This is a genomic window from Paraburkholderia sp. RL17-368-BIF-A (genome assembly GCF_046054045.1).
Taxonomy (GTDB): Bacteria; Pseudomonadota; Gammaproteobacteria; order Burkholderiales; family Burkholderiaceae; genus Paraburkholderia; species Paraburkholderia graminis.
On sequence record NZ_JARESN010000004.1, the window covers coordinates 94,487 to 117,727 of the forward strand.

At 61.0% G+C, this 23,241-nt stretch carries 21 protein-coding genes; all 21 read right to left on the minus strand.

Annotated elements, in window-relative coordinates; all coding sequences use genetic code 11:
* Positions 1-151 precede the first annotated feature (151 nt).
* Positions 152-577 (minus strand): F0F1 ATP synthase subunit epsilon, encoded by a 426-nt coding sequence (locus P0D87_RS08730; protein ID WP_006050850.1) that lies wholly within the window; start codon positions 575-577, stop codon positions 152-154.
* A gap of 110 nt (positions 578-687) precedes the next feature.
* Positions 688-2,082 carry a F0F1 ATP synthase subunit beta gene (gene atpD, locus P0D87_RS08735; RefSeq protein WP_006050849.1) on the minus strand — a complete coding sequence of 465 codons (1,395 nt, stop codon included), beginning with the start codon at positions 2,080-2,082 and terminating at the stop codon, positions 688-690.
* 125 nt (positions 2,083-2,207) lie between these two features.
* Positions 2,208-3,092, minus strand: coding sequence for a F0F1 ATP synthase subunit gamma (gene atpG, locus P0D87_RS08740; protein WP_053858905.1), 885 nt, complete (start codon positions 3,090-3,092; stop codon positions 2,208-2,210).
* Positions 3,093-3,231: 139 nt separating this feature from the next.
* The gene (gene atpA / locus P0D87_RS08745; RefSeq protein WP_006050847.1) at positions 3,232-4,773 is read right to left on the minus strand and encodes a F0F1 ATP synthase subunit alpha; all 1,542 of its coding nucleotides are present in this window, start codon (positions 4,771-4,773) and stop codon (positions 3,232-3,234) included.
* Positions 4,774-4,831: 58 nt separating this feature from the next.
* Positions 4,832-5,371 (minus strand): F0F1 ATP synthase subunit delta, encoded by a 540-nt coding sequence (locus tag P0D87_RS08750; RefSeq protein ID WP_006050846.1) that lies wholly within the window; start codon positions 5,369-5,371, stop codon positions 4,832-4,834.
* 2 nt (positions 5,372-5,373) lie between these two features.
* Positions 5,374-5,844, minus strand: a complete 471-nt coding sequence (locus P0D87_RS08755) for a F0F1 ATP synthase subunit B (RefSeq protein ID WP_006050845.1) — start codon at positions 5,842-5,844, stop codon at positions 5,374-5,376.
* 135 nt (positions 5,845-5,979) lie between these two features.
* Positions 5,980-6,249, minus strand: coding sequence for a F0F1 ATP synthase subunit C (gene atpE / locus P0D87_RS08760; RefSeq protein WP_006050844.1), 270 nt, complete (start codon positions 6,247-6,249; stop codon positions 5,980-5,982).
* An 81-nt stretch (positions 6,250-6,330) separates the two neighbouring features.
* Positions 6,331-7,182: a F0F1 ATP synthase subunit A gene (gene atpB / locus P0D87_RS08765; protein WP_029971217.1), complete on the minus strand. Its 852-nt coding sequence runs from the start codon at positions 7,180-7,182 to the stop codon at positions 6,331-6,333.
* Positions 7,183-7,339: 157 nt separating this feature from the next.
* Positions 7,340-7,894 (minus strand): ATP synthase subunit I, encoded by a 555-nt coding sequence (locus P0D87_RS08770; RefSeq protein ID WP_029971216.1) that lies wholly within the window; start codon positions 7,892-7,894, stop codon positions 7,340-7,342.
* Positions 7,895-8,383: 489 nt separating this feature from the next.
* Positions 8,384-9,271, minus strand: a complete 888-nt coding sequence (locus P0D87_RS08775; protein ID WP_006050841.1) for a ParB/RepB/Spo0J family partition protein — start codon at positions 9,269-9,271, stop codon at positions 8,384-8,386.
* An 18-nt stretch (positions 9,272-9,289) separates the two neighbouring features.
* Positions 9,290-10,081, minus strand: a complete 792-nt coding sequence (locus tag P0D87_RS08780) for a ParA family protein (protein ID WP_006050840.1) — start codon at positions 10,079-10,081, stop codon at positions 9,290-9,292.
* A 65-nt stretch (positions 10,082-10,146) separates the two neighbouring features.
* Positions 10,147-10,842: a 16S rRNA (guanine(527)-N(7))-methyltransferase RsmG gene (gene rsmG, locus P0D87_RS08785; RefSeq protein ID WP_053858906.1), complete on the minus strand. Its 696-nt coding sequence runs from the start codon at positions 10,840-10,842 to the stop codon at positions 10,147-10,149.
* Positions 10,839-12,797, minus strand: a complete 1,959-nt coding sequence (gene mnmG / locus P0D87_RS08790) for a tRNA uridine-5-carboxymethylaminomethyl(34) synthesis enzyme MnmG (protein ID WP_053858907.1) — start codon at positions 12,795-12,797, stop codon at positions 10,839-10,841. Before mnmG ends, rsmG begins: the two co-directional genes overlap by 4 nt.
* Positions 12,798-12,960: 163 nt before the next feature.
* On the minus strand, positions 12,961-13,713 hold the full coding sequence (locus tag P0D87_RS08795; RefSeq protein WP_006050837.1) for an ABC transporter ATP-binding protein: 753 nt from the start codon (positions 13,711-13,713) through the stop codon (positions 12,961-12,963).
* Positions 13,714-13,724: 11 nt separating this feature from the next.
* Positions 13,725-15,509 carry a branched-chain amino acid ABC transporter ATP-binding protein/permease gene (locus P0D87_RS08800; RefSeq protein WP_035570597.1) on the minus strand — a complete coding sequence of 595 codons (1,785 nt, stop codon included), beginning with the start codon at positions 15,507-15,509 and terminating at the stop codon, positions 13,725-13,727.
* 4 nt (positions 15,510-15,513) lie between these two features.
* Positions 15,514-16,569: a branched-chain amino acid ABC transporter permease gene (locus P0D87_RS08805; protein WP_053858908.1), complete on the minus strand. Its 1,056-nt coding sequence runs from the start codon at positions 16,567-16,569 to the stop codon at positions 15,514-15,516.
* A 163-nt stretch (positions 16,570-16,732) separates the two neighbouring features.
* Positions 16,733-17,905, minus strand: coding sequence for an ABC transporter substrate-binding protein (locus P0D87_RS08810; RefSeq protein WP_408636788.1), 1,173 nt, complete (start codon positions 17,903-17,905; stop codon positions 16,733-16,735).
* A gap of 387 nt (positions 17,906-18,292) precedes the next feature.
* A complete protein-coding gene (locus P0D87_RS08815) occupies positions 18,293-19,459 on the minus strand; it encodes an ABC transporter substrate-binding protein (protein WP_053858909.1) in 1,167 nt (388 codons plus the stop codon).
* A gap of 524 nt (positions 19,460-19,983) precedes the next feature.
* On the minus strand, positions 19,984-20,955 hold the full coding sequence (locus P0D87_RS08820; RefSeq protein WP_006050832.1) for a branched-chain amino acid ABC transporter permease: 972 nt from the start codon (positions 20,953-20,955) through the stop codon (positions 19,984-19,986).
* Positions 20,955-21,839, minus strand: coding sequence for a branched-chain amino acid ABC transporter permease (locus P0D87_RS08825; protein WP_006050831.1), 885 nt, complete (start codon positions 21,837-21,839; stop codon positions 20,955-20,957). Before P0D87_RS08825 ends, P0D87_RS08820 begins: the two co-directional genes overlap by 1 nt.
* A 159-nt stretch (positions 21,840-21,998) precedes the next feature.
* Positions 21,999-23,213 (minus strand): ABC transporter substrate-binding protein, encoded by a 1,215-nt coding sequence (locus P0D87_RS08830; RefSeq protein ID WP_006050830.1) that lies wholly within the window; start codon positions 23,211-23,213, stop codon positions 21,999-22,001.
* Between the last annotated feature and the right edge of the window lie 28 nt (positions 23,214-23,241).

The following is a 23,241-nucleotide window of genomic DNA, read 5'->3' on the forward strand; positions in this document are numbered from 1 at the left end:
TCCGCTCGTGTCGACGGCTCTTCGTGGCCGGCAGTGGCGCGGGCGGTCACGGACACATAATGTCGATTACCTTTCCGTAAACGTCAAGTCGATGTAAAAAAAAAGCAGCCACGCGGGCTGCTTTTTCTCTACTTTTTCTCAAACGTGCTGCTTAGCCTTGACCGCGCAGTTTGCGCAGACGCTGGATCGCAGCAAGCTGAGCCGTCGCGTACGCCAGTTCCGCTTGCGCGGTTGCATACTCGAGGTTCGAGCCCGTGTTCTGCAGTGCTTCTTCCGCGCGCTTGCGCGCGTCTTCGGCCTTGGCTTCGTCGAGATCCTTGCCGCGGATTGCGGTGTCGGCGAGAACCGTCACAGCGCCCGGCTGGATTTCGAGAATGCCGCCGGCGACGAACACAAACTCTTCTTCGCCGTTTTCAGCTTCGATGCGCACCGCACCCGGACGAATCCGCGTGATGAGCGGCGTGTGGCCCGGCAGAATGCCGAGTTCACCTGCTTCGCCCGGCAGCGCGACGAACTTCGCCTGGCCCGAGAAGATCTGCTCTTCCGCGCTGACGACGTCTACCTTGATAGTTGCCATAAATGTCGACTCCTGGGTTGAGCGTAGTGAGAGGCACCGGCTTCGCGTGTGGGATGCCCAGAGCATCCAATAAGCGCGGACTCCGGCGCCCGCTTCGTTACACCCGACCTTTACTGGATCTTCTTGGCCTTTTCGAAGGCTTCGTCGATCGTGCCGACCATGTAGAAGGCTTGTTCCGGCAGGTGGTCGCACTCGCCTTCAACGATCATCTTGAAGCCGCGGATCGTTTCCTTCAGCGGAACGTACTTGCCCGGCGAGCCCGTGAACACTTCAGCGACGTGGAACGGCTGCGACAGGAAACGCTGGATCTTACGAGCGCGCGCCACGGCGAGCTTGTCTTCCGGCGCGAGTTCGTCCATGCCCAGAATCGCGATAATGTCGCGCAATTCCTTGTAGCGCTGCAGCGTTTGCTGCACGCCGCGCGTGATCGAGTAATGCTCTTCGCCGATCACGTTCGGGTCGATCTGACGCGAGGTCGAATCGAGCGGGTCCACGGCCGGGTAGATACCCAGCGAAGCGATGTCACGCGACAGCACGACCGTTGCGTCCAGGTGGCCGAAAGTCGTAGCCGGCGACGGGTCGGTCAAGTCATCCGCAGGGACGTACACGGCCTGAACCGACGTGATCGAGCCGGTCTTGGTCGACGTAATACGCTCTTGCAGCTTGCCCATTTCTTCAGCCAGCGTCGGCTGATAGCCCACTGCCGACGGCATACGGCCGAGCAGTGCCGACACTTCAGTACCGGCCAGCGTGAAACGGTAGATGTTGTCGACGAAGAACAGCACGTCGAGACCTTCGTCACGGAAGTGCTCAGCCATCGTCAGGCCGGTCAGCGCGACGCGCAGACGGTTGCCCGGCGGCTCGTTCATCTGGCCGTACACCAGCGCGACCTTGTCGAGAACGTTCGAGTCCTTCATTTCATGATAGAAGTCGTTCCCTTCGCGGGTACGCTCGCCAACACCGGCGAACACGGAGTAACCACCGTGTTCCTTGGCGATGTTGTTGATCAGTTCCATCATGTTCACGGTCTTGCCCACGCCGGCGCCACCGAACAGGCCAACCTTACCGCCCTTCGCGAACGGGCAGATCAGGTCGATAACCTTGATGCCGGTTTCGAGCAGTTCAGTCGACGGCGACAGTTCGTCGAACGCCGGAGCCTTCTGGTGAATACCGCGAACCACGTCCGAGTTGATCGGACCGGCTTCGTCGATCGGACGACCCAGCACGTCCATGATCCGGCCGAGCGTCGGCTTGCCGACCGGCACGCTGATCGGATGGCCGGTGTTCTTCACGACCGTGCCGCGGCGCAGACCGTCGGATGCACCCAGACAGATGGTACGGACAACGCCGTCGCCCAGCTGTTGCTGGACTTCGAGGGTCAGTTCCGAACCTTCGAGAATGAGCGCGTCGTAAATCTTCGGCATGTCCGTACGCGGAAATTCCACGTCGATAACGGCGCCGATGCACTGTACGATCTTGCCTTCTACCAAAGCAGTAGTACTCATCGCTTTTCCTTTAGATACTCAATTCTTCACTCGCGCAAAGGCGCTGTTTCGATGGGATCGCCCAGACCGTTGCCCGGACGGTGCGCCACACGGGCGCACACGAAGCGGATTGCCTGACCTGAAGGTCAGACCGCCGCCGCGCCACCGACGATTTCCGACAGTTCTTTCGTGATCGCGGCCTGACGGCTCTTGTTGTACACAAGCTGCAGTTCGTTGATGACCGTCTTCGCGTTGTCCGAAGCGGCCTTCATGGCGACCATGCGGGCCGACTGCTCCGACGCCATGTTTTCCGCGACGGCCTGATAGACCAGCGCCTCGACATAACGCACCAGCAGTTCATCGACCACTGCCTGCGCATCCGGCTCGTAGATGTAGTCCCACTGCGTGGTCGGCGTCGCGCCCTGCTCTTCCTTGCGCTCGAACTGATCCGCCGCCAGCGGCAGCAGTTGCTCGATCACCGGCTCCTGCTTCATCGTATTGACGAAGCGCGTGTACGCGAGATACACCGCCGAAACCTTGCCTTCCGAGTACAGATCGAGCTGCACCTTCACCGCGCCGATCAGCTTTTCCAGATGCGGCGTGTCGCCGAGATGCACGACATTCGATACCACCTTCGCGCGCAGACGGTTCAGGAAACCCAGACCCTTGGTGCCGATCGCAGTTGCTTCGATCGTCTTGCCCTGACCTTCGAGTTCCTTGAACTTCTGCAGCGCCGCGCGCAGCACATTGGTGTTCATGCCGCCGCACAGACCTTTGTCGGTCGTGACGAGGATGATGCCCGCCGTCTTCGCGCCTTCGTTCGACACCATGAACGGGTGACGATACTCCGGGTTCGCACGGCTCATGTGTGCAGCAATATCGCGGACCTTGTCGGCGTACGGGCGAGCAGCGCGCATGCGCTCCTGAGCGCGACGCATCTTCGATGCGGCCACCATCTCCATCGCTTTCGTGATCTTGCGCGTGTTTTGCACGCTCTTGATCTTGCCGCGAATTTCCTTCATTCCAGCCATTGCTTGCTCCTTGTCGGCCGGGGTTAGCGCCTGAGCGCTGACCCAGGTCCCATGCAAAGCGATCGAAGCAGCGCGGGAACATTCACATGCGGCCCGCGCCGCTTCAAAGTCCTTTTATGCCTTGCGGATCACTCGCGGATCAATAAGCGCCGGACTTCTTGAAGTCTTTGACGGCCGTGTGCAGCAGGCCTTCGTCGTCCTTCGAGAGTTCCTTGTTGTCTTCAATGCGCTTGACCAGGTCAGCGTGACTCGACTTCAGATATTCGCGCAGGCCCTTTTCGAACGGCAGCACTTGCGACACTTCCAGATCGTCCAGGTAGCCATTGTTCGCGGCGAACAGCGAGATAGCCAGTTCCCACACTTGCAGCGGCTGATATTGCGGCTGCTTCAGCAGTTCGGTCACACGGCGACCACGCTCGAGCTGCTTGCGGGTTGCTTCGTCGAGGTCCGATGCGAACTGTGCGAATGCTGCCAGCTCACGATACTGCGCGAGGTCGGTACGGATACCGCCCGACAGCTTCTTCACGACCTTGGTCTGAGCCGCACCGCCGACGCGCGACACCGACACGCCGGCGTTAATTGCCGGGCGGATACCTGCGTTGAAGAGGTCGGTTTCCAGGAAGATCTGGCCGTCGGTAATCGAGATCACGTTCGTCGGAACGAATGCGGTCACGTCGCCAGCTTGCGTTTCGATGACCGGCAGTGCCGTCAGCGAACCGCTCTTGCCCTTGACTTCCCCGTTGGTGAACTTCTCGACGTAGTCTTCCGACACGCGAGCAGCACGCTCCAGCAGACGCGAGTGCAGATAGAACACGTCGCCCGGATACGCTTCACGGCCCGGCGGACGGCGCAGCAGCAGCGAGATTTGACGGTATGCCCAAGCCTGCTTGGTCAAGTCGTCATAAACGATCAGCGCGTCCTGGCCGCGGTCGCGGAAGTATTCGCCCATCGTGCAGCCGGCGTACGGCGCCAGGTACTGCATGGCAGCCGATTCCGAAGCCGAAGCGGCGACGACGATCGTGTATTCCAGCGCGCCGGTTTCTTCGAGCTTGCGCACCACGTTCATGATCGACGAAGCCTTCTGGCCGATCGCGACGTAGATACAGAAGAGGTTCTTGCCCTTCTGGTTGATGATCGCGTCGACTGCGACTGCGGTCTTGCCGCACTGGCGGTCGCCAATGATCAGCTCACGCTGGCCACGGCCAACCGGCACCATCGCGTCGATCGACTTCAGACCGGTTTGGACCGGTTCCGAAACCGACTTACGCCAGATCACGCCCGGAGCGATCTTTTCGATTGCGTCGGTCTTCTTTGCGTTGATCGGGCCCTTGCCGTCGATCGGGTTGCCCAGTGCGTCGACCACGCGGCCGAGCAGTTCCGGACCAACCGGCACTTCCAGAATGCGGCCCGTCGTCTTGACGATGTCGCCTTCGGAGATGTGCTCGTACTCACCCAGAATCACGGCGCCGACCGAGTCACGCTCGAGGTTCAGCGCAAGACCGAAGGTGTTGCCCGGGAATTCGAGCATTTCGCCCTGCATCACTTCCGACAGACCGTGAATACGCACGATACCGTCGGTCACGGAGATCACAGTGCCCTGGTTGCGAACGTCTGCGCTCGCTTCAAGGCCCTGGATCCGGCTCTTGATCAGCTCGCTGATCTCAGAGGGATTGAGTTGCATTATTCGCTCCTGATAGTCAATTCTGTTGCGTGCCAGCCGCTTCAGCGCCGTGGGCGCTTCAGGCCGTCAGAGCCGTTTGCATGCTGGCAAGCCGCGCGCGGACCGAGGTATCGAGCACTTCATCGCCGACCGTCACGCGAACGCCGCCGATCAACGACGAGTCGATCTCGACCGTCGGCTTCAGCTTGCGTTTGAACTTGCGTTCGAGACTTGCGACGAGGTCGTTCAACTGCGCGCCTTCGAGCGGAAATGCGCTGACGATCAGCACATCGGCCGCCCCTTCGCGGGCGTTCTTCAACTCTTCGAACTGCACAGCAATTTCCGGCAGCAATTGCAGACGATGGTTGTCCACCAGCATTTGCACCAGATTCTTCGCTTGCGCGTTGTCCTTGAGCGGCGACTTGACCGCAGCCAGCAGCAGTTCGCTGACCTGGGCGCGGCTTACTTTCGGGCTCGAGGCAATCGACAGCACTTCGGGCAGACGCGCAACCTGTGCCAGCTCCTGCACGAGCGTGGACCAGGCGGCGATGTCACCAGCTTCGGCCACGCCAAACAGCGCTTCTGCGTACGGACGGGCGATGGTTGCAAGTTCGGCCATGATCAGAGCTCGGCTTTCAGTTGATTCAGCAGGTCAGCGTGAGCTGCCTGGTCGACTTCGCGCTTCAGGATCTGTTCAGCGCCCTTCACTGCCAGTGCGGCGACTTCGCCGCGCAGCGTTTCGCGCGCCTTCACGACTTGCTGCTCCGCGTCGGCCTTCGCTTGCGCGATGATGCGAGCGGCTTCAGCTTGCGCTTGAGCCTTGATTTCGTCAGCGACTGCCACAGCGCGCTTTTCTGCGTCAGCAATGCGCTGCTGACCGTCGTTGCGTGCCTGGGCGAGTTCCTGGTCGACGCGCTTGTGAGCGGCTTCGAGTTCCGCCTTGCCCTTCTCAGCGGCAGACAAACCGTCAGCAATCTTCTTCGAGCGCTCGTCGAGGGCGTTGATCAACGGCGGCCACACGAACTTCATCGTGAACCACGCGAGGATCAGGAACACGACCATTTGCGCAAACAGGGTTGCGTTGAGATTCACGGTGTTTCCTTAAACGTTGCTAGTTCGGAAAGTGAAACGGCAAGGCGCTCATCGATTCTGTGCTCGATCAGCGCCCAAGTGCCCGTTCCGCCCTGCGCCTTCAGTTATAGCTCAGGCGCAAACTTCCGAGGAACCTCAGCCTGCCAGCTTGGCCAGCAGCGGGTTCGCGAACGCAAACAGCATTGCCACACCAACGCCAATCAGGAACGCCGCATCGATCAGACCAGCCAGCAGGAACATCTTGGTTTGCAGCGGGTTCATCAGTTCCGGCTGACGAGCACATGCTTCGATGTACTTGCCGCCCATCAGGCCGATACCGATACAGGCGCCGATTGCACCCAGGCCGATGATGATGCCGATACCGATGGCGGTCAGACCCTGGATGTTGGCGATGAAAGCTTGCATGATCACTCCTTTGTGAAAAGTCTTTTAGAACTGGTTGGAACTGGGATTTGAAAAACTACGATTCTTTTAACGACGCGCAGGTTAGTGCGTGTCGTGCGCCTGGCCGATGTACACCAGCGTCAGCATCATGAAAATGAACGCCTGCAGCAGAACGATCAGGATGTGGAAGATTGCCCACACGCTGCCGGCGATCACGTGGCCGATGAAGCCAAGCACCGTCGTGTCCGCGCCGAAGCTCCAGATGCTGCCGAGCAGGGCAATCAGCAGGAACAACAGTTCGCCCGCGTACATGTTGCCGAACAGCCGCATGCCGAGCGAGACCGTCTTCGCGACGAACTCGATGATGTTCAGTGCAAGGTTCGGGATCCACAACACCGGATGCGCGCCGAACGGAGCGGACAGCAGTTCGTGCACGAAGCCGCCTGCGCCCTTGATCTTGAAGTTGTAGTAAATCATCAGCGCGAACACGCCGAGTGCGATGCCGATCGTGCCGTTCAGGTCGGCCGTCGGAACGATGCGGTGATGCGGGATGGCTTCCGACAGACCGAGCCAGCCGATCACGTGGCCCGGCAGGTCGACGGGGATGAAGTCGAGCGAGTTCATCAGCGCGACCCATACGAACACCGTCAGAGCCAGCGGCGCGATGAACGTGCGCGTGCCGTGGATCATCGACTTCGATTGGTCCTCGACCATTTCGACCAGCATTTCGATCGCGCACTGGAAACGGCCCGGCACGCCGGACGTTGCCTTGCGGGCAGCGAGATGCAGAATGATGATGGTGGCCAGACCGCAAACGATCGACCAGAACAGGGTGTCCAGATTCCACACGTGGATGTCGAAAATCGACGTCTGGTGCCCGGTGGAAAAGTTTTGCAAGTGGTGCGCGATGTACTCGGACGGATCCATTGCGCGCGTGCCTTCGCTAGCTGCCATATCGTTAAAGCCACCCAAATTGTCGAAAATCGTCTTGGGCCGTTCCCGCCGCAAAGCTCTATTGCGGGAACGCGCCGGGTGCGGATGGTGTCATATCCGCACGCTCTCGCCGGCGCCACGCGCCGGCTTCAAATCTTTGCAGTTGCCTGTTGCTTCCTCAGCGCCACGCCAAGGCAATCCAGTACGTCTTGAGCGCGATGAGATAAGTCACGAGCAGCGGAACCCAGCGCACGTCGTGATACCAGAAGGCGATGGCTACAAACATCGCGATCGTCGCCCCCATCTTGAGCGCTTCGCCGAGCACCCAGCTCATCACTGTTTCGGCGCCGCTCAGTGTTCTCAGTCGCGCCGCGAACAATGCGCCCGGCACCCAGCAGATCGCTCCCCCCAGGAACGCGGACAGCGCAGCAGCGCCCGGCGGCTTATAGAACAGCCACCACACCAACGTTGCAACCAGGGACAAAACCATTTGCGCTGCCACGACCTTGAAAGGCGTAACGCGCGATGGACGACTCACATTCGGGCCAAACAGCTTTTCTGCTTCGGCCCGCGTGAGCGGAACGATATTGTTATCCTGCTCGGCGTCCCACGATTCTTCTCGCGCGACTTGCTGAGCGGTGGAGGCATTCGACACGGTGCGCTCTTCGCGGTGTTCATCGCGCCCGTTGCCGCGCCCATTTTTTGGCGCTTGATTCGACGCTTTGACCGCCATCGCAGTGTTCCGAAAGTCTCGTTCCGATCAGCGAGCTTTCGCTGCGCTTACGGGGTTGCCGTGCAATTAAATCCGGGCGATTGTAAGCGATAGTTGCAGGCAATTCAAGACTTTAGGCCGTTCAATAAACAGTGCGAAACGACGCTTCGCGATGTGGAAAAGCCTTCATGGCTACGCGCAGCACGTTAAATGTAAGGCTGTCGGGCAGAGGCAAAACGCATGCGCAAACTGGCAAGTTTTCTCCCTGTAGATAGGCGCGAAAAACGTTGCAGCGGACGTCTCGAAAATGCAACAAACGATGATGGGCGGTTTACTTGACCGCGCGGCACGATGCGTTTTTTGTTGGCTGCACAGAGAAGAGCGCTCTGCCCTTGTCTTGCGCCGCCATCTTTGGTCGCCGATGCCGGATTAGTTAGGAATCCAAGAAAATCTGGGCGGTGCAGCTAATTTCTCTGCACCGCTCACCGATTGAGAGCGGACGATTCTGCTCTAAGCGGTAGCATTCCCACGCAGGCGCACCAGGATGCCCTCCAGCGCATCGAGATCGCCGAAGTCGACCAGAACCTGGCCGCGGCCGCGTCGACCGAGCTTGATCTTCACTGTGGCGGCGAGCAAGTCGGACAGTTCTTCTTCCAGTCGTCGCGTATCCCGGCCGCCGTCCGGGTTCGCGCGTGCCTTCACCGCCGGCGCCGCCTTGGTCGTCGCCGCCACCAGCTTCTCGGTTTCGCGCACCGACATCCGCTTGTTGACGACCTGATTCGCCAGCGTGATCTGCGTCGCCGCATCGACCGCCAGTAACGCGCGCGCGTGCCCCATGTCGAGGTCGCCGGCAAGCAGCATCGTCTGAACCGGCGTGGCAAGGTTCAGCAGACGCAGCAAGTTGGATACGGCGCTGCGCGAGCGGCCAACCGATTCCGCCGCCTGTTCGTGCGTGAAATCGAATTCGTCGAGCAAGCGCTGAATGCCTTGCGCCTCTTCCAGCGGATTCAGATCTTCACGCTGAATGTTCTCGATCAGCGCCATCGCTGCCGCGGCCTGATCGGGCACGTCCTTCACCAGCACGGGCACTTCTTCCAGGCCCGCGAGGCGCGCCGCGCGAAAACGCCGCTCGCCCGCGATGATTTCATACTTGTCCGCCGACACCGGCCGCACGAGGATCGGCTGCATCACTCCCTGCGCGCGGATGCTGGCCGCCAGCTCCTGCAACGCGCCCTCGTCCATGCGCGTGCGCGGCTGATACTTGCCGGCCTGCATCTTCGACAGAGGCAGCACATTCGGCGCACCTTCTATCGCCACCGCCTCCGTGATGTCGGCGCTTCCGCCGAGCAACGCTTCCAGGCCGCGGCCCAATCCCTTCTTTCTTGCTACTGCATTCATCGTGCTTCCTCGATCCGCTTAGGATGCCTGGGGCGCGTCATTCAGTGCGCGCACCCGTTCAATCATTTCCGCGCCGAACTGCACATACGCTTGCGCGCCACGCGACGCCCTGTCGAATACCACGCCCGGCAATCCATAACTCGGCGCTTCGGCGAGACGCACGTTGCGCGGGATCACCGCGTCGAACACCTTGTCGCCGAAATGCTCTTTCAATTGATCGGAAACTTGCTGCTGCAATGTGATGCGCGGGTCGAACATGACGCGCAACAAACCGATCACCTTGAGGTCCCGGTTCAAATTCGCGTGCACCTGTTTGATGGTGTTGACCAGATCGGACAGCCCTTCGAGGGCGAAGTACTCGCACTGCATCGGAATTACCACGCCGTGAGCGGCGCACAAGCCGTTGAGCGTCAGCAGCGACAAGGCCGGCGGACAGTCGATCAGGATAAAGTCGTACTCGCCTTCGACTGCGGCAAGCGCGGCCTTCAATTGACGCTCGCGATTCTGCACGCTGACCAACTCGACTTCGGCGCCGGCTAGTTCACGATTGGCGGGCAGCACGTCGTAATCGACGGCTTCCGGGCGCATGCGCGCATCAGCCACCGAGACGCCATCCACCAGCACTTCATAGACGGTGTTCGCACACGCGGCCTTGTCGATGCCGCTACCCATCGTGGCATTGCCCTGCGGGTCCAGATCGATAAGAAGGACTCGCTGTCCCTGCGCTGCCAGGCTGGCCGCCAGATTGACTGTCGTCGTCGTCTTGCCGACGCCGCCTTTCTGGTTCGCAACGCAGAAGATTTTTGCCATCGTTGGAATGTCCCTTTTGCTGCCTGAAGATGTAGTTACGTGGTCAAACTGATGAGCGGCGAATGTCACTTCGAGGCCTGACGGGCTTCGTCGACGAGAACGGTGACCAGATGGCGCTCGGCGTCGAGAAACGGCACCTGGAGCCGCACCGTTTGCTCCACGTGGGCGCCTGCCGGCAAGCGCTCGATCTCGCCGTCCGGGCGCACGCCCTTCATCGCCAGGATCGCGCCGTGCTCCGCGACGAGATGACGGGCCAGTGTAACGAAATCGGCGAGTTCTGCGAATGCTCGCGAGACGATTACGTCGAACTTTGCCGGCACTTCGGCGCCAGGTTGCAAGGTCTCGATGCGCCCCGTCACCACTGACAGATTGGTGAGCCCCAACTCGGCCTTCGCCTGCGCCTGAAAAGCCGTTTTCTTATGAACGATGTCGTTCACGGTGACGCCGCAATCCGGTAGGACAATCGCCAGCACGATCCCCGGCAAGCCACCGCCGGAACCCACGTCGAGCACGGAGCGCGGATTGCGCAGCGCCAGATGCGGCACGATGGAAAGCGAGTCGAGAATGTGCTGAATCAGCATCTGTCGCGGATCGCGGATCGCCGTCAGGTTATAGACGGCGTTCCATTTACCCAGCAAAGCGACGTAGTCGAGTAGCTTGCCAAGTTGAGCGTCATTCAGGTCGAGACCGAGTTCACGTGTGCCGTCCGTGAGTAGCTGCGCCAACGCTTGCCGGTCGCTGCCCTGCTGCTTCGACGTCATTGCGCCACCGGCGAGCTGTCGGCGCCCGGCTCCGCAGGCTTCGCAGCACGGCGGCCGAGCCCACGCTTCAGGTGCACCATCAGCAACGAAATGGCTGCGGGCGTGATCCCCGAAATGCGCGATGCCTGACCGATAGTCTCGGGACGGAACTGCGTCAGCTTCTGGCGCGCTTCGAACGACAGCCCTCTTACTTCCGCGTAGTCCAAGCCTTCCGGCAAGCGCGTACTCTCGTGCGCCTCGTTCCGTTCAATTTCATCGGCCTGACGGTCGATATAGCCCTGATACTTGATGCCGATTTCGATCTGTTCCTTGATCTGAACGAGCAATACCTCGTCTTCCGCCAAGGTCTCAGGCGCGGCGCACGCGCCGGCTCGCAACGCGCAAACGCCGTCATAGCTGACGCCGGGCCGACGCAGCAGATCCGCCAGACTGTATTCATGATCGATAGGCTTGCCGAGCAAGGCCGTCGCTTCATCCGCGGATAGCGTCTTTGGGTTCACCCAGGTTGTCCGTAGCCGCTCTGTTTCACGTGAAACAGCGTCGCGCTTGCGGCTGAACGCGTCCCACCGGACGTCGTCGACCACGCCCAACTCGCGGCCGATTTCCGTCAGCCGCATGTCCGCGTTGTCCTCGCGCAAGCTCAACCGATACTCGGCGCGGCTCGTGAACATGCGATACGGCTCGGAGACGCCGCGCGTGACGAGATCGTCGACCAGAACACCCAGGTACGCCTGATCGCGACGCGGGCACCACACATCCTTCCCTTGGACGAACAGACCAGCGTTGATGCCAGCCAGCAGCCCTTGAGCCGCGGCTTCCTCATAGCCAGTCGTGCCGTTGATCTGACCCGCAAAGAACAACCCGCTAATTACCTTAGTCTCCAGCGACGCCTTCAAGCCGCGCGGATCAAAATAATCGTACTCGATCGCGTAACCCGGTCGCAGGATGTGCGCGTGCTCTAGCCCGCGCATCGACCGCACGAGTTCGAGTTGCACGTCGAACGGCAAGCTGGTCGAAATCCCGTTCGGGTAAAACTCGTTGGTCGTCAGCCCCTCCGGTTCCAGGAAAATCTGATGCGATTCCTTCGACGCGAAGCGGTGAATCTTGTCCTCAATGGACGGGCAGTACCGCGGCCCCACTCCTTCGATCACGCCCGTGTACATCGGCGAGCGATCCAATCCACCGCGGATGATGTCGTGCGTACGCTCGTTGGTATGCGTCACCCAGCACGGCACTTGCTGCGGATGCTGCTCGGCCCGACCGAGAAACGAAAATACTGGCACCGGATCGAGGTCGCCCGGTTGCTCTTCAAGCTGCGAGAAATCGATCGTGCGACCGTCAATCCGCGGCGGCGTCCCCGTTTTGAGACGTCCTTGCGGGAGCTTGAGCTCCTTCAAACGCGCCGACAGCGAGACGGCCGCCGGATCGCCCGCCCGGCCGCCCGTGTAATTGTTCAACCCAACGTGGATTTTGCCGTCGAGGAAAGTCCCCGCCGTCAGCACGACGGCGCGCGAGCGGAAGTGGATTCCCACCTGCGTAACCGCACCGACGACGCGATCGCCTTCGACCATCAGATCATCGACAGCCTGCTGGAAAAGCCACAAGTTCGGCTGATTTTCCAAACGATGACGAATCGCCTGCTTGTAAAGCAGTCGGTCGGCTTGGGCGCGCGTAGCACGCACAGCCGGCCCCTTAGACGAGTTGAGAATGCGGAACTGGATTCCACCTTCGTCCGTCGCGGCCGCCATGGCGCCGCCGAGCGCGTCGACTTCCTTGACCAGATGGCCCTTGCCAATGCCGCCGATCGACGGATTGCAGCTCATCTGTCCAAGCGTTTCGATGTTGTGCGTGAGCAGCAAGGTTTTATTGCCCATGCGCGCGGAGGCCAAAGCGGCCTCGGTGCCGGCGTGGCCTCCACCGACAACGATTACGTCAAATTCTGTGGGAAAAAGCATCGCGGATCTCACGCCAGATCGTCGCGTGAGCCTTCAAAAGAAAAGTATTGGGCGAATTATAACGGGTTCGGTTTCGGCCCGAATTCGGCCGGATGGCCTAAGACAAAAAAAAGCGGCGTGTTTCACGTGAAACACGCCGCTTCCGAACCACCGAAAAGAACGCTTACGCTGCCTTTTTCGCGAGCCCCAAGTAAGTCTCGATGACCCGCGGATTCTGCGCCAACTCGGCCGCCGCGCCTTCCAGCGCAAGTTCGCCGGTTTCGAGCACGTAGCCATAGTCGGAAATTTGCAGCGCAGCGCGCGCGTTCTGCTCGATCAGAAGCGTCGCCACCCCCGTCTGGCGCAGCGCGCTGATGATGTGAAAAATCTCCTTCACGATCAACGGTGCAAGACCCAGACTCGGCTCATCCAGCATCAGCAAGTCCGGTTTGCCCATCAGCGCGCGCCCTACGGCGAGCATCTGCCGCTCACCGCCGGACAACGTCCCTGCCGCCTGCTTGCGGCGCTCCTTCAGGCGCGGGAAGAGTTCAAAGACCGGTTCGATTTGATCCAGGAAGTTACGCTCGCCCGCCCGCTTGCGCCGGTAAGCGCCCAGAACGAGGTTGTCCTCGACGGTCATCGACGCGAAAAGCTCGCGCTTCTCCGGCACCAGACACATGCCGCGAGCCACGCGCTTCTCAACCGGCACCGCGCTGACGTCCTCGCCCTGGTAGACAACCGCACCCTTAGCGTGCCCCGTAGGCGGCAAGGCGCCCATGATCGCGTTCAGCAACGTCGATTTGCCCGCGCCGTTCGGCCCGATCACCGACACGATCTGGCCGGCCCGTACCTTGATCGCCGCGCCGTGCAGTGCCTCGACTTTGCCGTAGCGCACGGAAAGACCGTTCACATCGAGAATCGGTGCCGCTGCATTCATGTCGTTCTCCATTACTCCACCCCGCCGAGGTACGCCTCGAGCACAGCCGGGTCCTGCTGCACTTCCTGCGGCAGACCTTCGGCGATACGCGTGCCGAATTCCATCACGACTAGCCGGTCGGTCAGATTCATCACAAAGTCCATGTCGTGCTCGACCAGCAGCACACTCATCCCTTCCGCCTTCAGCCGGCGAAGCAAGTCCGCCAACTGCAACTTTTCCTGATATCGCAAGCCAGCCGCCGGCTCGTCGAGCAGGAGCAATGTCGGATCGCAGCACAGTGCGCGCGCGATTTCGAGAATCCGTTGCTGCCCGAGCGCGAGACTTCCGGCTTCGTCGTACATGTGCTGCTCGAGTCCGACGCGCCGGATCTGACGAGCCGCCTCGGCCATCAACCGCGCTTCTTCGACGCCATTCAGGCGCACGACGCTTCGCCAGACACCCGCATGCCCCCGCAAATGCGCGCCAATTGCGACGTTCTCGAGCACAGTCATGCCCGGCAGCAGCTTGACGTGCTGAAACGTGCGGCCGATTCCCCGCTTGACGATTTCACGTGAACTGAGCGAATCGATCCGCTCGCCGCGGAAGGTGATCTCGCCGCTCGTCGCTTGCAGCACGCCCGTCACCAAGTTGAACGTGGTCGATTTTCCGGCGCCGTTCGGGCCGATCAAGCCGATGATCTGCCCTGCTTTTACTTCAAAGCTGACGTCGTTCACCGCGACCAGACCGCCGAACTGCTTGCGCGCCTTGTTCACCGTCAACAGGCTTTCGCCGGCCGTCGGCTTGCTGCGCTGCGGCAACGGATCCGCGTGATCCGGCAGATGCGCGCGCGGCCCACGCGGGAAGAAACGCGCGACGAAAGGCCAGACGCCCTGGCGAGCGTATTGGAGCAACAGCACCATCAGAATGCCGAAGACGATCACCTCGAAGTTGCCGTTCTCGCCGAGCAACTTCGGCAGCAGCGTTTGCAAATAGTCCTGCAATACCGTGAGGATGGCCGCGCCGAGCACCGCCCCCCACACATGCGACACCCCGCCCACCACCGCCATGAACAGGAATTCGATGCCGTGATTCAGTCCGAACGGCGTCGGATTCACCGCCCGCTGCAAATGCGCGTACAGAAAACCGGACACGGAAGCCAGCACCGCCGCGTAGACGAAAATGACGACGCGCATCCACGCCGTATTCACGCCCATTGCTTCGGCCATCATGCCGCCGCCGCGCAGCGCGCGGATCGCCCGTCCAGGCCGGCTGTTAAGCAGGTTTTGAACAGAAACGACCGCGCCGAGCACAACAAGCCAGATCAGGTAATAGATATGGCGGCCAGACTCAAGGTCGATGCCGAACACGTTCAGCACCGGAATACCGTTGATGCCGTCGTACTTGCCCAGCATCTCCAGATTGCCGAACAGGTAAAACAGCGAGAGTCCCCATGCGATCGTGCCAAGCGGCAGAAAGTGGCCGGACAGGCGCATCGTCACGAGACCCAGGATCAGCGCGATCAACGCCGTCACCAACACGCCGGCGATTAGCGCGAGCCACGGCGAGACGCCGAAGCGCGTGGTCAGGTACGCCGTCGCATATGCGCCGATGCCGACAAACGCCGCCTGCCCGAAACTCGTCATCCCGCCGATGCCCGTCAGCAGCACGAGCCCGATCGCCACGATCGAATAGAGGCCGATGTAGTTAAGCAGCGTCACCCAGTATTCGGGGACGTGAATCGGCCGCGGCAACACCGGCAACGCGAACAGCACGACGAGGAACAGCCAGAAGAACTTGTTTTTCATGATCCGTTTCATCGCGTCACTCCTCTTCCTCTTCCGTGTGCGGGCTGGCGAGACTGCGCCAGAGCAGCACCGGGATGATCAGCGTGAACACGATCACTTCCTTGTAGGCGCTCGCCCAGAACGACGAGTACGACTCCAGCAGACCGACGAGGATCGAGCCGGCCGCCGCCAGCGGATAGCTGACGAGCCCGCCGATAATCGCTCCCACGAAGCCCTTCAGGCCGATGAGGAAGCCCGAGTCGTAGTAGATGGTGGTCAACGGCGCGACGAGAATGCCGCACAGCGCGCCAAGGCCCGCGGCGAGCGTGAACGCGAGCCGCCCTGCTTGCGTCGTGCCGATGCCGACGAGCCGCGCGCCGAGCCGGTTCACGGATGTCGCGCGCAGTGCCTTGCCGGAGATCGAGCGGTCAAAGTACAGATACAGTGCGCCGATCAGCACGACCGCCGTGCCGACCACCCACAGGCTTTGTCCTGAAATCGACAGGCTGCCGAGGTTGAACGTCGCGTCCGAAAACGCGGTGGTGCGCGAGCCTTCCGCGCCGAACATCACGAGACCGAGGCCCACCATCGCGAAGTGCACCGCCACTGCCACGATCAGCAGCAACAGCGTGGTCGCCTCAGCGATCGGCTCATACGCGAGCCGGTAAACAAACGGTCCCATCGGAATCACGATCAGGAGCGTCAAGGCGATCTGCGCGATCATCGGCAGAGGGTGAAGGAAAACGCCTTGCGTCAGCGCATAAACCGCGACCGGAAACAGCAGATACTTGCCGACCAGTACGGCCAGCGTGCGCGCCGCATGCCGGCGCCGTTCCGCGTGCCGCACGAACCCCACGACTTCGACGACGAAGCATGCCGCGCCCATCGCCATCAGCAGCCAGCAGGTGGCCGGAAACTTTTGAGTTTGCAACGCGGCGAGCGTGAGCGCGCCATACGAAACAAACTCGCCCTGCGGGATGAAGATCACCCGCGTCACGGAGAACACCAGCACCAGCGCGAGCGCGAGCAACGCGTAAATGGCGCCCGTCGTGATGCCGTCCTGCGCGAGGATCGCCGCAATTGATAGATCCATACTTCCTCGTCCTGAAGCGTCGAAATCGAAACTGGAAAAGACGACCGCCGCGCCGGAGCACGGCGCGGCGGTCGGTGCCATTGTCATCGAACAGAATGGCAGTGCGGCGTCATGTGCCGCACTTCACGAGAGGCGCGTACCGCTTTCTATGAGTCGCTTTGTATTAGTCGTTCTGCAGCTTCCACTTGCCGTCGACGATCTCCACGATCACGCGTGCGCGCTTGTCGAGGCCGTTGTGGTCAGTCGTGGTCGTGTTCATGATGCCGTGCGAGACCGGCAGTTCCTTGATGCTTTCCAGCGCGCCGCGCAGTGCCACGCGGAATGCTTCGGTGCCCGGTTGAGCCGTCTTCAAAGCCTCCGGAATCGCACGTTGCAGCATCTGGCCGGCGTCCCATGCATGACCGCCGAAGGTCGCGACCGAACCCGCGCCGTAGGCTTTCTCGTACGCCGCCTTATAGGCCAGCGACGACTTCTTTACCGGATTCGACTCCGGCAACTGATCGGCGACGAGGATCGGACCGGCCGGCAGAATTTCGCCTTCGCAGTCCTTGGCGCACACGCGCAGGAAGTCGTTATTCGCGACGCCGTGCGTCTGATAGATCTTGCCCTTGTAGCCGCGCTCCTTGAGCGTCTTGGCCGGCAGCGCGGCCGGCGTGCCGGAGCCTGCGATCAGGACCGCGTCGGGATTCGCACCCATCGTCTTGAGCACCTGGCCCGTCACCGAAGCGTCGGTCCGGTTGAAGCGCTCGTTCGTCACGATCTTCAGGTTGTGCGCAGCGGTTGCGGTTGTGAACACCTTGTTCCAGCTATCGCCGTAGGCATCCGCGAAGCCGATGAAGCCGACCGTCTTCACGCCGTGATGCTCCATGTACTCGGCGATGGCGTCGGCCATCAGGCTGTCGTTCTGCGGCGGTTTGAAGGCCCATGCGCGCTTCGCGTCCATCGGCGAGATGATCGCAGCGGAAGCCGCGAGCGAAATGACCGGCGTCTTGCCTTCGGATGCGGGATCGAGCATGGCCAGCGAATTCGGCGTGACGGTCGAGCCGATGATCGCGTCGACGTGATCTTCGTCGATCAGCTTGCGCGTGTTCTGCACGGCCTTGCCCGTATCGGACGCGTCATCGAGGATGATGTACTGCACCGTCTTGCCGCCGATCTCCTTCGGCAGCAACGCAATCGTGTTTTTCTCAGGAATCCCGAGCGATGCAGCCGGCCCCGTGGTCGACAGCGTCACGCCGATCTTCACCTGAGCGAACGCCGCGCCTGCACCGCACATCAATGCCATCGCGATGCCAGTCCGTACCCATTGCTTTGTCTTTGTCTTTGTCATTGCCATTGCAAGTCTCCAACGCTCCGAAGTGCGTATCTGTGATCCGACTCGTGGGTCGGGTGTCTGAATCTAGTTATAGGGTCCGGCTGTGCCAAGCATGGTTTTCCCTGCTCAACGAGATAGCCTTCGCCGCTTGTAGGTCACTCCCTGCTGCTGCGATTCCTGAAATGTCGTTTCCGAACTGGCGTGCACAAAACACTAACATGTTAGTAGTATTGCGTCGTGTCGCGCCGACGGTCAATAGACTGCAACCCAAATGCGGGTTTGTCCTGAAGCCGCACAACCACACTCGCGGCGTCGATACAGCGCTACGGAAAGCAACTGAGGCAATAAAAAAGACGCGTCAACTGCACGCGTCTTTTTGTATGAGGTCGACTATTGCTTCGCCCTTGCTCAGTCGCCGGACAACTTCCACTTGCCGCCGACAATCTGCACCATCACGCGCGCCCGCTGATCGAGACCGGCATGGTCGTTCGCGCTCATGTTGAAGATGCCATGCGATGCGGGCAGGTCTTTCGTGCCTTCGAGCGCGGCGCGCAGCGCTTCGCGGAACGCCGGCGTGCCGGGCTGCCCTTTCTTCAGCGCGAGAGGAATCGCGCGTTGCAGCAGCAGACCCGCGTCCCATGCGTGACCGCCGAAAGTCGACACCGAGCCCGCGCCATATGCGCCTTCGTACGCGCGCTTGTAGGCGAGCGCGCTCTTCTTCACCGGATTCGAATCGGGCAGTTGCTCCGCGACGAGCAGCGGGCCAGCCGGCAGATATGTACCCTCGCAGTCCTTGCCGCACACGCGCAGGAAGTCGTTATTCGCGACGCCGTGCGTCTGGTAGTACTTGCCCTTGTAACCACGCTCCTTGAGCGTTTTCTGCGGCAGCGCCGCAGGCGTGCCCGCGCCTGCGATCAGCACCGCGTCCGGGTTCTGCGACATGATCTTCAGCACCTGGCCCGTGACCGACGCGTCGTTTCGCGCGAAGCGTTCGTTCGCCACGACCTTGATCTTCGCGAGGTCGGCGGCCTTGCTGAATTCCTTGAACCAGCTTTCGCCGTAGCCGTCCGAGAAGCCGATGAACGCGACCGTCTTCACGCCCTGGTTGGACATGTGCTGCGCGATCGCGGTGGCCATCAGGATGTCGTTTTGCGGCGTCTTGAAGACCCACGCGCGCTTCGCGTCCATTGGCTCGACGATGCTTGCGGCAGCAGCCAGAGAGATAACCGGCGTGGTGTTTTCCGCGGCGACGTCCATCATGGCGAGCGAATTCGGCACGACGGTCGAGCCGATCATCGCGTCGACGCGATCTTCGCTGGTGAGCTTGCGGGCGTTCTTGACGGCTTGCGTGGAATCCGTCGCGTCGTCGAGCACGATGTAATCGATCTTCTGCCCGGCCACTTCCTTGGGCAGCAACGCGATGGTGTTTTTCTCCGGGATGCCGAGCGATGCGGCCGGGCCGGTTGCCGAGACAGTGACGCCGATTTTCACGTCCGCGAATACAGGGCCGCTCCATGCAGCCGAAACTCCGGTGGCGACCAATGCCGCGCTGATCCAACGCAATGCCGACTTCATCCCGCTCCTCTATGCCCCGTTAAAACAATTCAAATTAAATTCGTGAATTAAATCCCGACCCAGCGGTCGGTGAATGAGGAGTGTAGCGGAGGCGAGCCGCACGCCGCAAGCGTTTTGACGGGCTGTGGCGTGGCAAATGAGCGAATCGTCGGCGACATAAAACGGTCACCGAGTTAGCAAAAGATTTGAATGGCGCTATTTGGAAAACACAAAATAAAAAGCGCTGTTGGATATCAATCCAACAGCGCTTTCGTGTGGGCACTTAGTGCCTCATGTCTCCTCGTTCTCCACCTGCAAATTCGTGGTGCATCAGAACTGCATGAAGGTTAAACGAGCACCCCCCATGCCACAACTAGCAATTACCCTAGTGGTGCAGTGCGGCACTAAATTGGGGCGCGTTTAAGCGCCGTTGCCGCAGGATACGTGAATAAGGGCTCAAGCGGGATCGACCGGTCATACTGCAAAGCAGCGCAATTAGATCGGATGTCGAAGTAATTCGATGCACTGGAACCGGACTGCACCGCTCAGGCGCGCAACGGCCGAACGCGCGCGATGATCTCGCCCACGATCCCGCGCCGGAACGCGAGCACGCAGGCGATAAAGATCACGCCCGTCACGATCGTCACCGATTCGCCCAATGAGCGGAACCATTCGACGCCCGTCGTCGAAGCGAGCGCGCTGCCGATGTCGCCCAGCCGATCTTCAAGAGCCACGATCAGCGCCGCGCCGAGCAGCGGCCCGAACAGCGTGCCCATGCCGCCGACGAGCGTCATCAGCACGACCAGGCCCGACATCGTCCAATACGCATCGCTCAAAGTCTCGAAGCCCTGCACCACGACCTTCAGCGACCCTGCGAGTCCCGCAAGCCCGGCCGAGAGAATGAAGGCCAGCAACTTGAAGCGGTCGGTATCGTAGCCGAGCGACACGGCGCGCGGCTCGTTTTCCTTGATCGCGACGAGCACCTGACCGAACGGCGAATGCACGATCCGCACGATCAGCAGGAACGCGAGCACCATGATCGCCAGCACGACGAAGTACAACGCGACGTCGGACGAAAGATCCAGCACGCCGAAAAGCTTGCCGCGCGGCACGCCTTGCAGACCATCCTCGCCATGTGTGAACGGCGCTTGCAGGAACACGAAGTAGACCATCTGCGCGAGCGCGAGCGTCACCATCGCAAAGTAAATGCCCTGGCGGCGAATCGCGAAGATGCCGACGACAAACCCGAGCAGCGTCGCGCAAGCAGTGCCCGCAAGCACACCGAGCTCGGGCGAAAAGCCGAGCGTCTGCATCGCATAACCGGTGACGTAGCCTGCCGACGCGAGAAACATCGCGTGGCCGAACGACAGCAGCCCCGTGTATCCGATCAGCAGATTGAACGCGGCGGCGAAGAGCGCGAAGCACATCACCTTCATCACGAAGAGCGGATAGATGCCGAGCACGGGCACCGCGAGGAGCGCGAGCAGCAGCAGACCGTAGAGCAGTTTTCTCTGCATCATTTTTCCTTGCCGAAGAGACCTGCCGGACGCACCAGCAACACGAGCGCCATGATGACGAACACCACGGTCGCCGACGCCTCCGGATAGAACACACGCGTCAGTCCTTCGATCACGCCGAGCATGAGGCCCGTGAGAATCGAGCCCATGATCGAACCCATTCCGCCGATCACCACGACCGCGAACACGGTGATGATCATAGGCTGGCCCATCAGCGGCGACACCTGAATGACGGGCGCGGCGAGCACGCCGGCAAACGCGGCGAGCGCGACGCCGAAGCCGTAGGTGAGCGTGATCATCAGCGGCACGTTGATGCCGAACGCCTCGACGAGCTTGGGGTTCTCAGTCCCCGCGCGCAGATAGGCGCCAAGCCGCGTCTTCTCGATCACGAACCACGTCGCGAAGCAGACGATGAGCGACGCCACGACGACCCATGCGCGATAGTTCGGCAGGAACATGAAGCCGAGGTTCGTCGCGCCCGACAAGGCCGACGGCACGTCATAGGGTTGACCGGACGAGCCGTAGATGGAGCGGAACACGCCTTCCACGACGAGCGTCAGCCCGAACGTGAGCAACAGCCCGTACAGATGATCGAGCTTGTACAGCCAGCGCAGCATCGAGCGTTCTATCAGTACGCCGAACAGGCCGACGAGCAGCGGCGCGATGATCAGCATCGGCCAGTACGGCACGCCGAAGTACGAGAAGCCCATCCACGCGAGCATCGCGCCGAGCATGAACAACGCGCCGTGCGCGAAGTTGATCACGTTCAGCAAGCCGAAGATCACCGCAAGACCCAGACTCAGAATTGCGTAGAACGAGCCGTTCACGAGTCCGAGCAGCAACTGGCTCAGCATCGCGGGAAGCGGAATGCCAAAGATGTCCATTGAAGCCTTCACCTATCGTCAAGGCGAGATCGGTTGCGCACGATCGGGCCGGCACGCGAAGCGCGCATCACGCCGGCCGCGCGCGGCATATGAAGCGAAGCGAACGGCTGACTGCCCACGCGGACAGCCAGCCGTCACAGTCAGGCCGTCAATCCGCGCTTATTTCCACAGCGCGCAGCGCGTTTCCGACTTCGTCGTGAACGCCTGCTCGCCCGGAATCGTCGCGGTGATCTTGTAGTAGTCCCACGGCTCTTTCGACTCAGCCGGCGTCTTCACCTGCATCAGGTACATGTCGTGGATCATGCTGCCGTCCTGACGGATGTAGCCCTTCGCATAGAAGTCGTCGATCTTCGTCTTCTTCAGTTGCGCCATGACTTTCTCGGAGTCGGTCGAGCCGACTGCCTGCACCGCTTTCAGGTAATTCATCGTCGCCGAATAGTCGGCGGCCTGCAGGCTCGACGGCATCTTGCGCATCTTGTCGAAGTAACGCTGCGCCCACTTGCGCGTGTTCGCGTCCTTGTTCCAGTACCAGCTATCGGTCAGCACGAGACCTTGTGTTGTTTCAAGACCGAGACTGTGCACGTCGTTGATGAACATCAGCAGCGCGGCGAGCTTCATGCTCTTCGTAATGCCGAATTCCTTCGCGGCCTTGATCGAGTTGATCGTGTCGCCGCCTGCATTCGCGAGGCCGAGAACCTGCGCCTTCGACGACTGTGCCTGCAACAGGAACGACGAGAAGTCCGACGCCGACAACGGATGACGCACCGCGCCCAGCACCTGGCCGCCGGTCGCCTTCACCACGTCCGACGTGTTCTTTTCAAGCGCTTTGCCGAACGCATAGTCGGCCGTCAGGAAGTACCACGACTTGCCGCCCTGCTTCACGACCGCTGAGCCGGTGCCTTTTGCGAGCGCCGTCGTGTCGTACGCATAGTGAATCGTGTACGGCGTGCATTGCTCGTTGGTCAGCGTGTCCGCGCCCGCGCCGATGCTGATGTACACCTTGTGTTTTTCACCGGCGACGGTGTTCATCGACAGACCGGTTGCCGAGTTCGTGCCGCCGATCAGCAGATCGAGTCCCTCGCGATCCATCCATTCGCGTGCGCGCGATGCCGCGATGTCCGCCTTGTTCTGGTGATCCGCGTACAGCACGGTGATCGGCTTGCCGTTGACCTTGCCGCCGAAATCGGCAACCGCCATGCGGATCGCCTCGAGGCCGCCCTGGCCGTCGATGTCCGCATAAAGCCCCGACATGTCGGTGATAAAACCGATCTTCACTGCGTCGTCAGCCGCTTGCGCGCTACTCATCGTGATAGCGGCGCCGGCGGCGACCGCGAAACAAACTGAGGCAAGCCGCGCGAGTGGGTTCTTTTTCATTCGTGTCTCCTGGTTCTTCGCTTGTGGT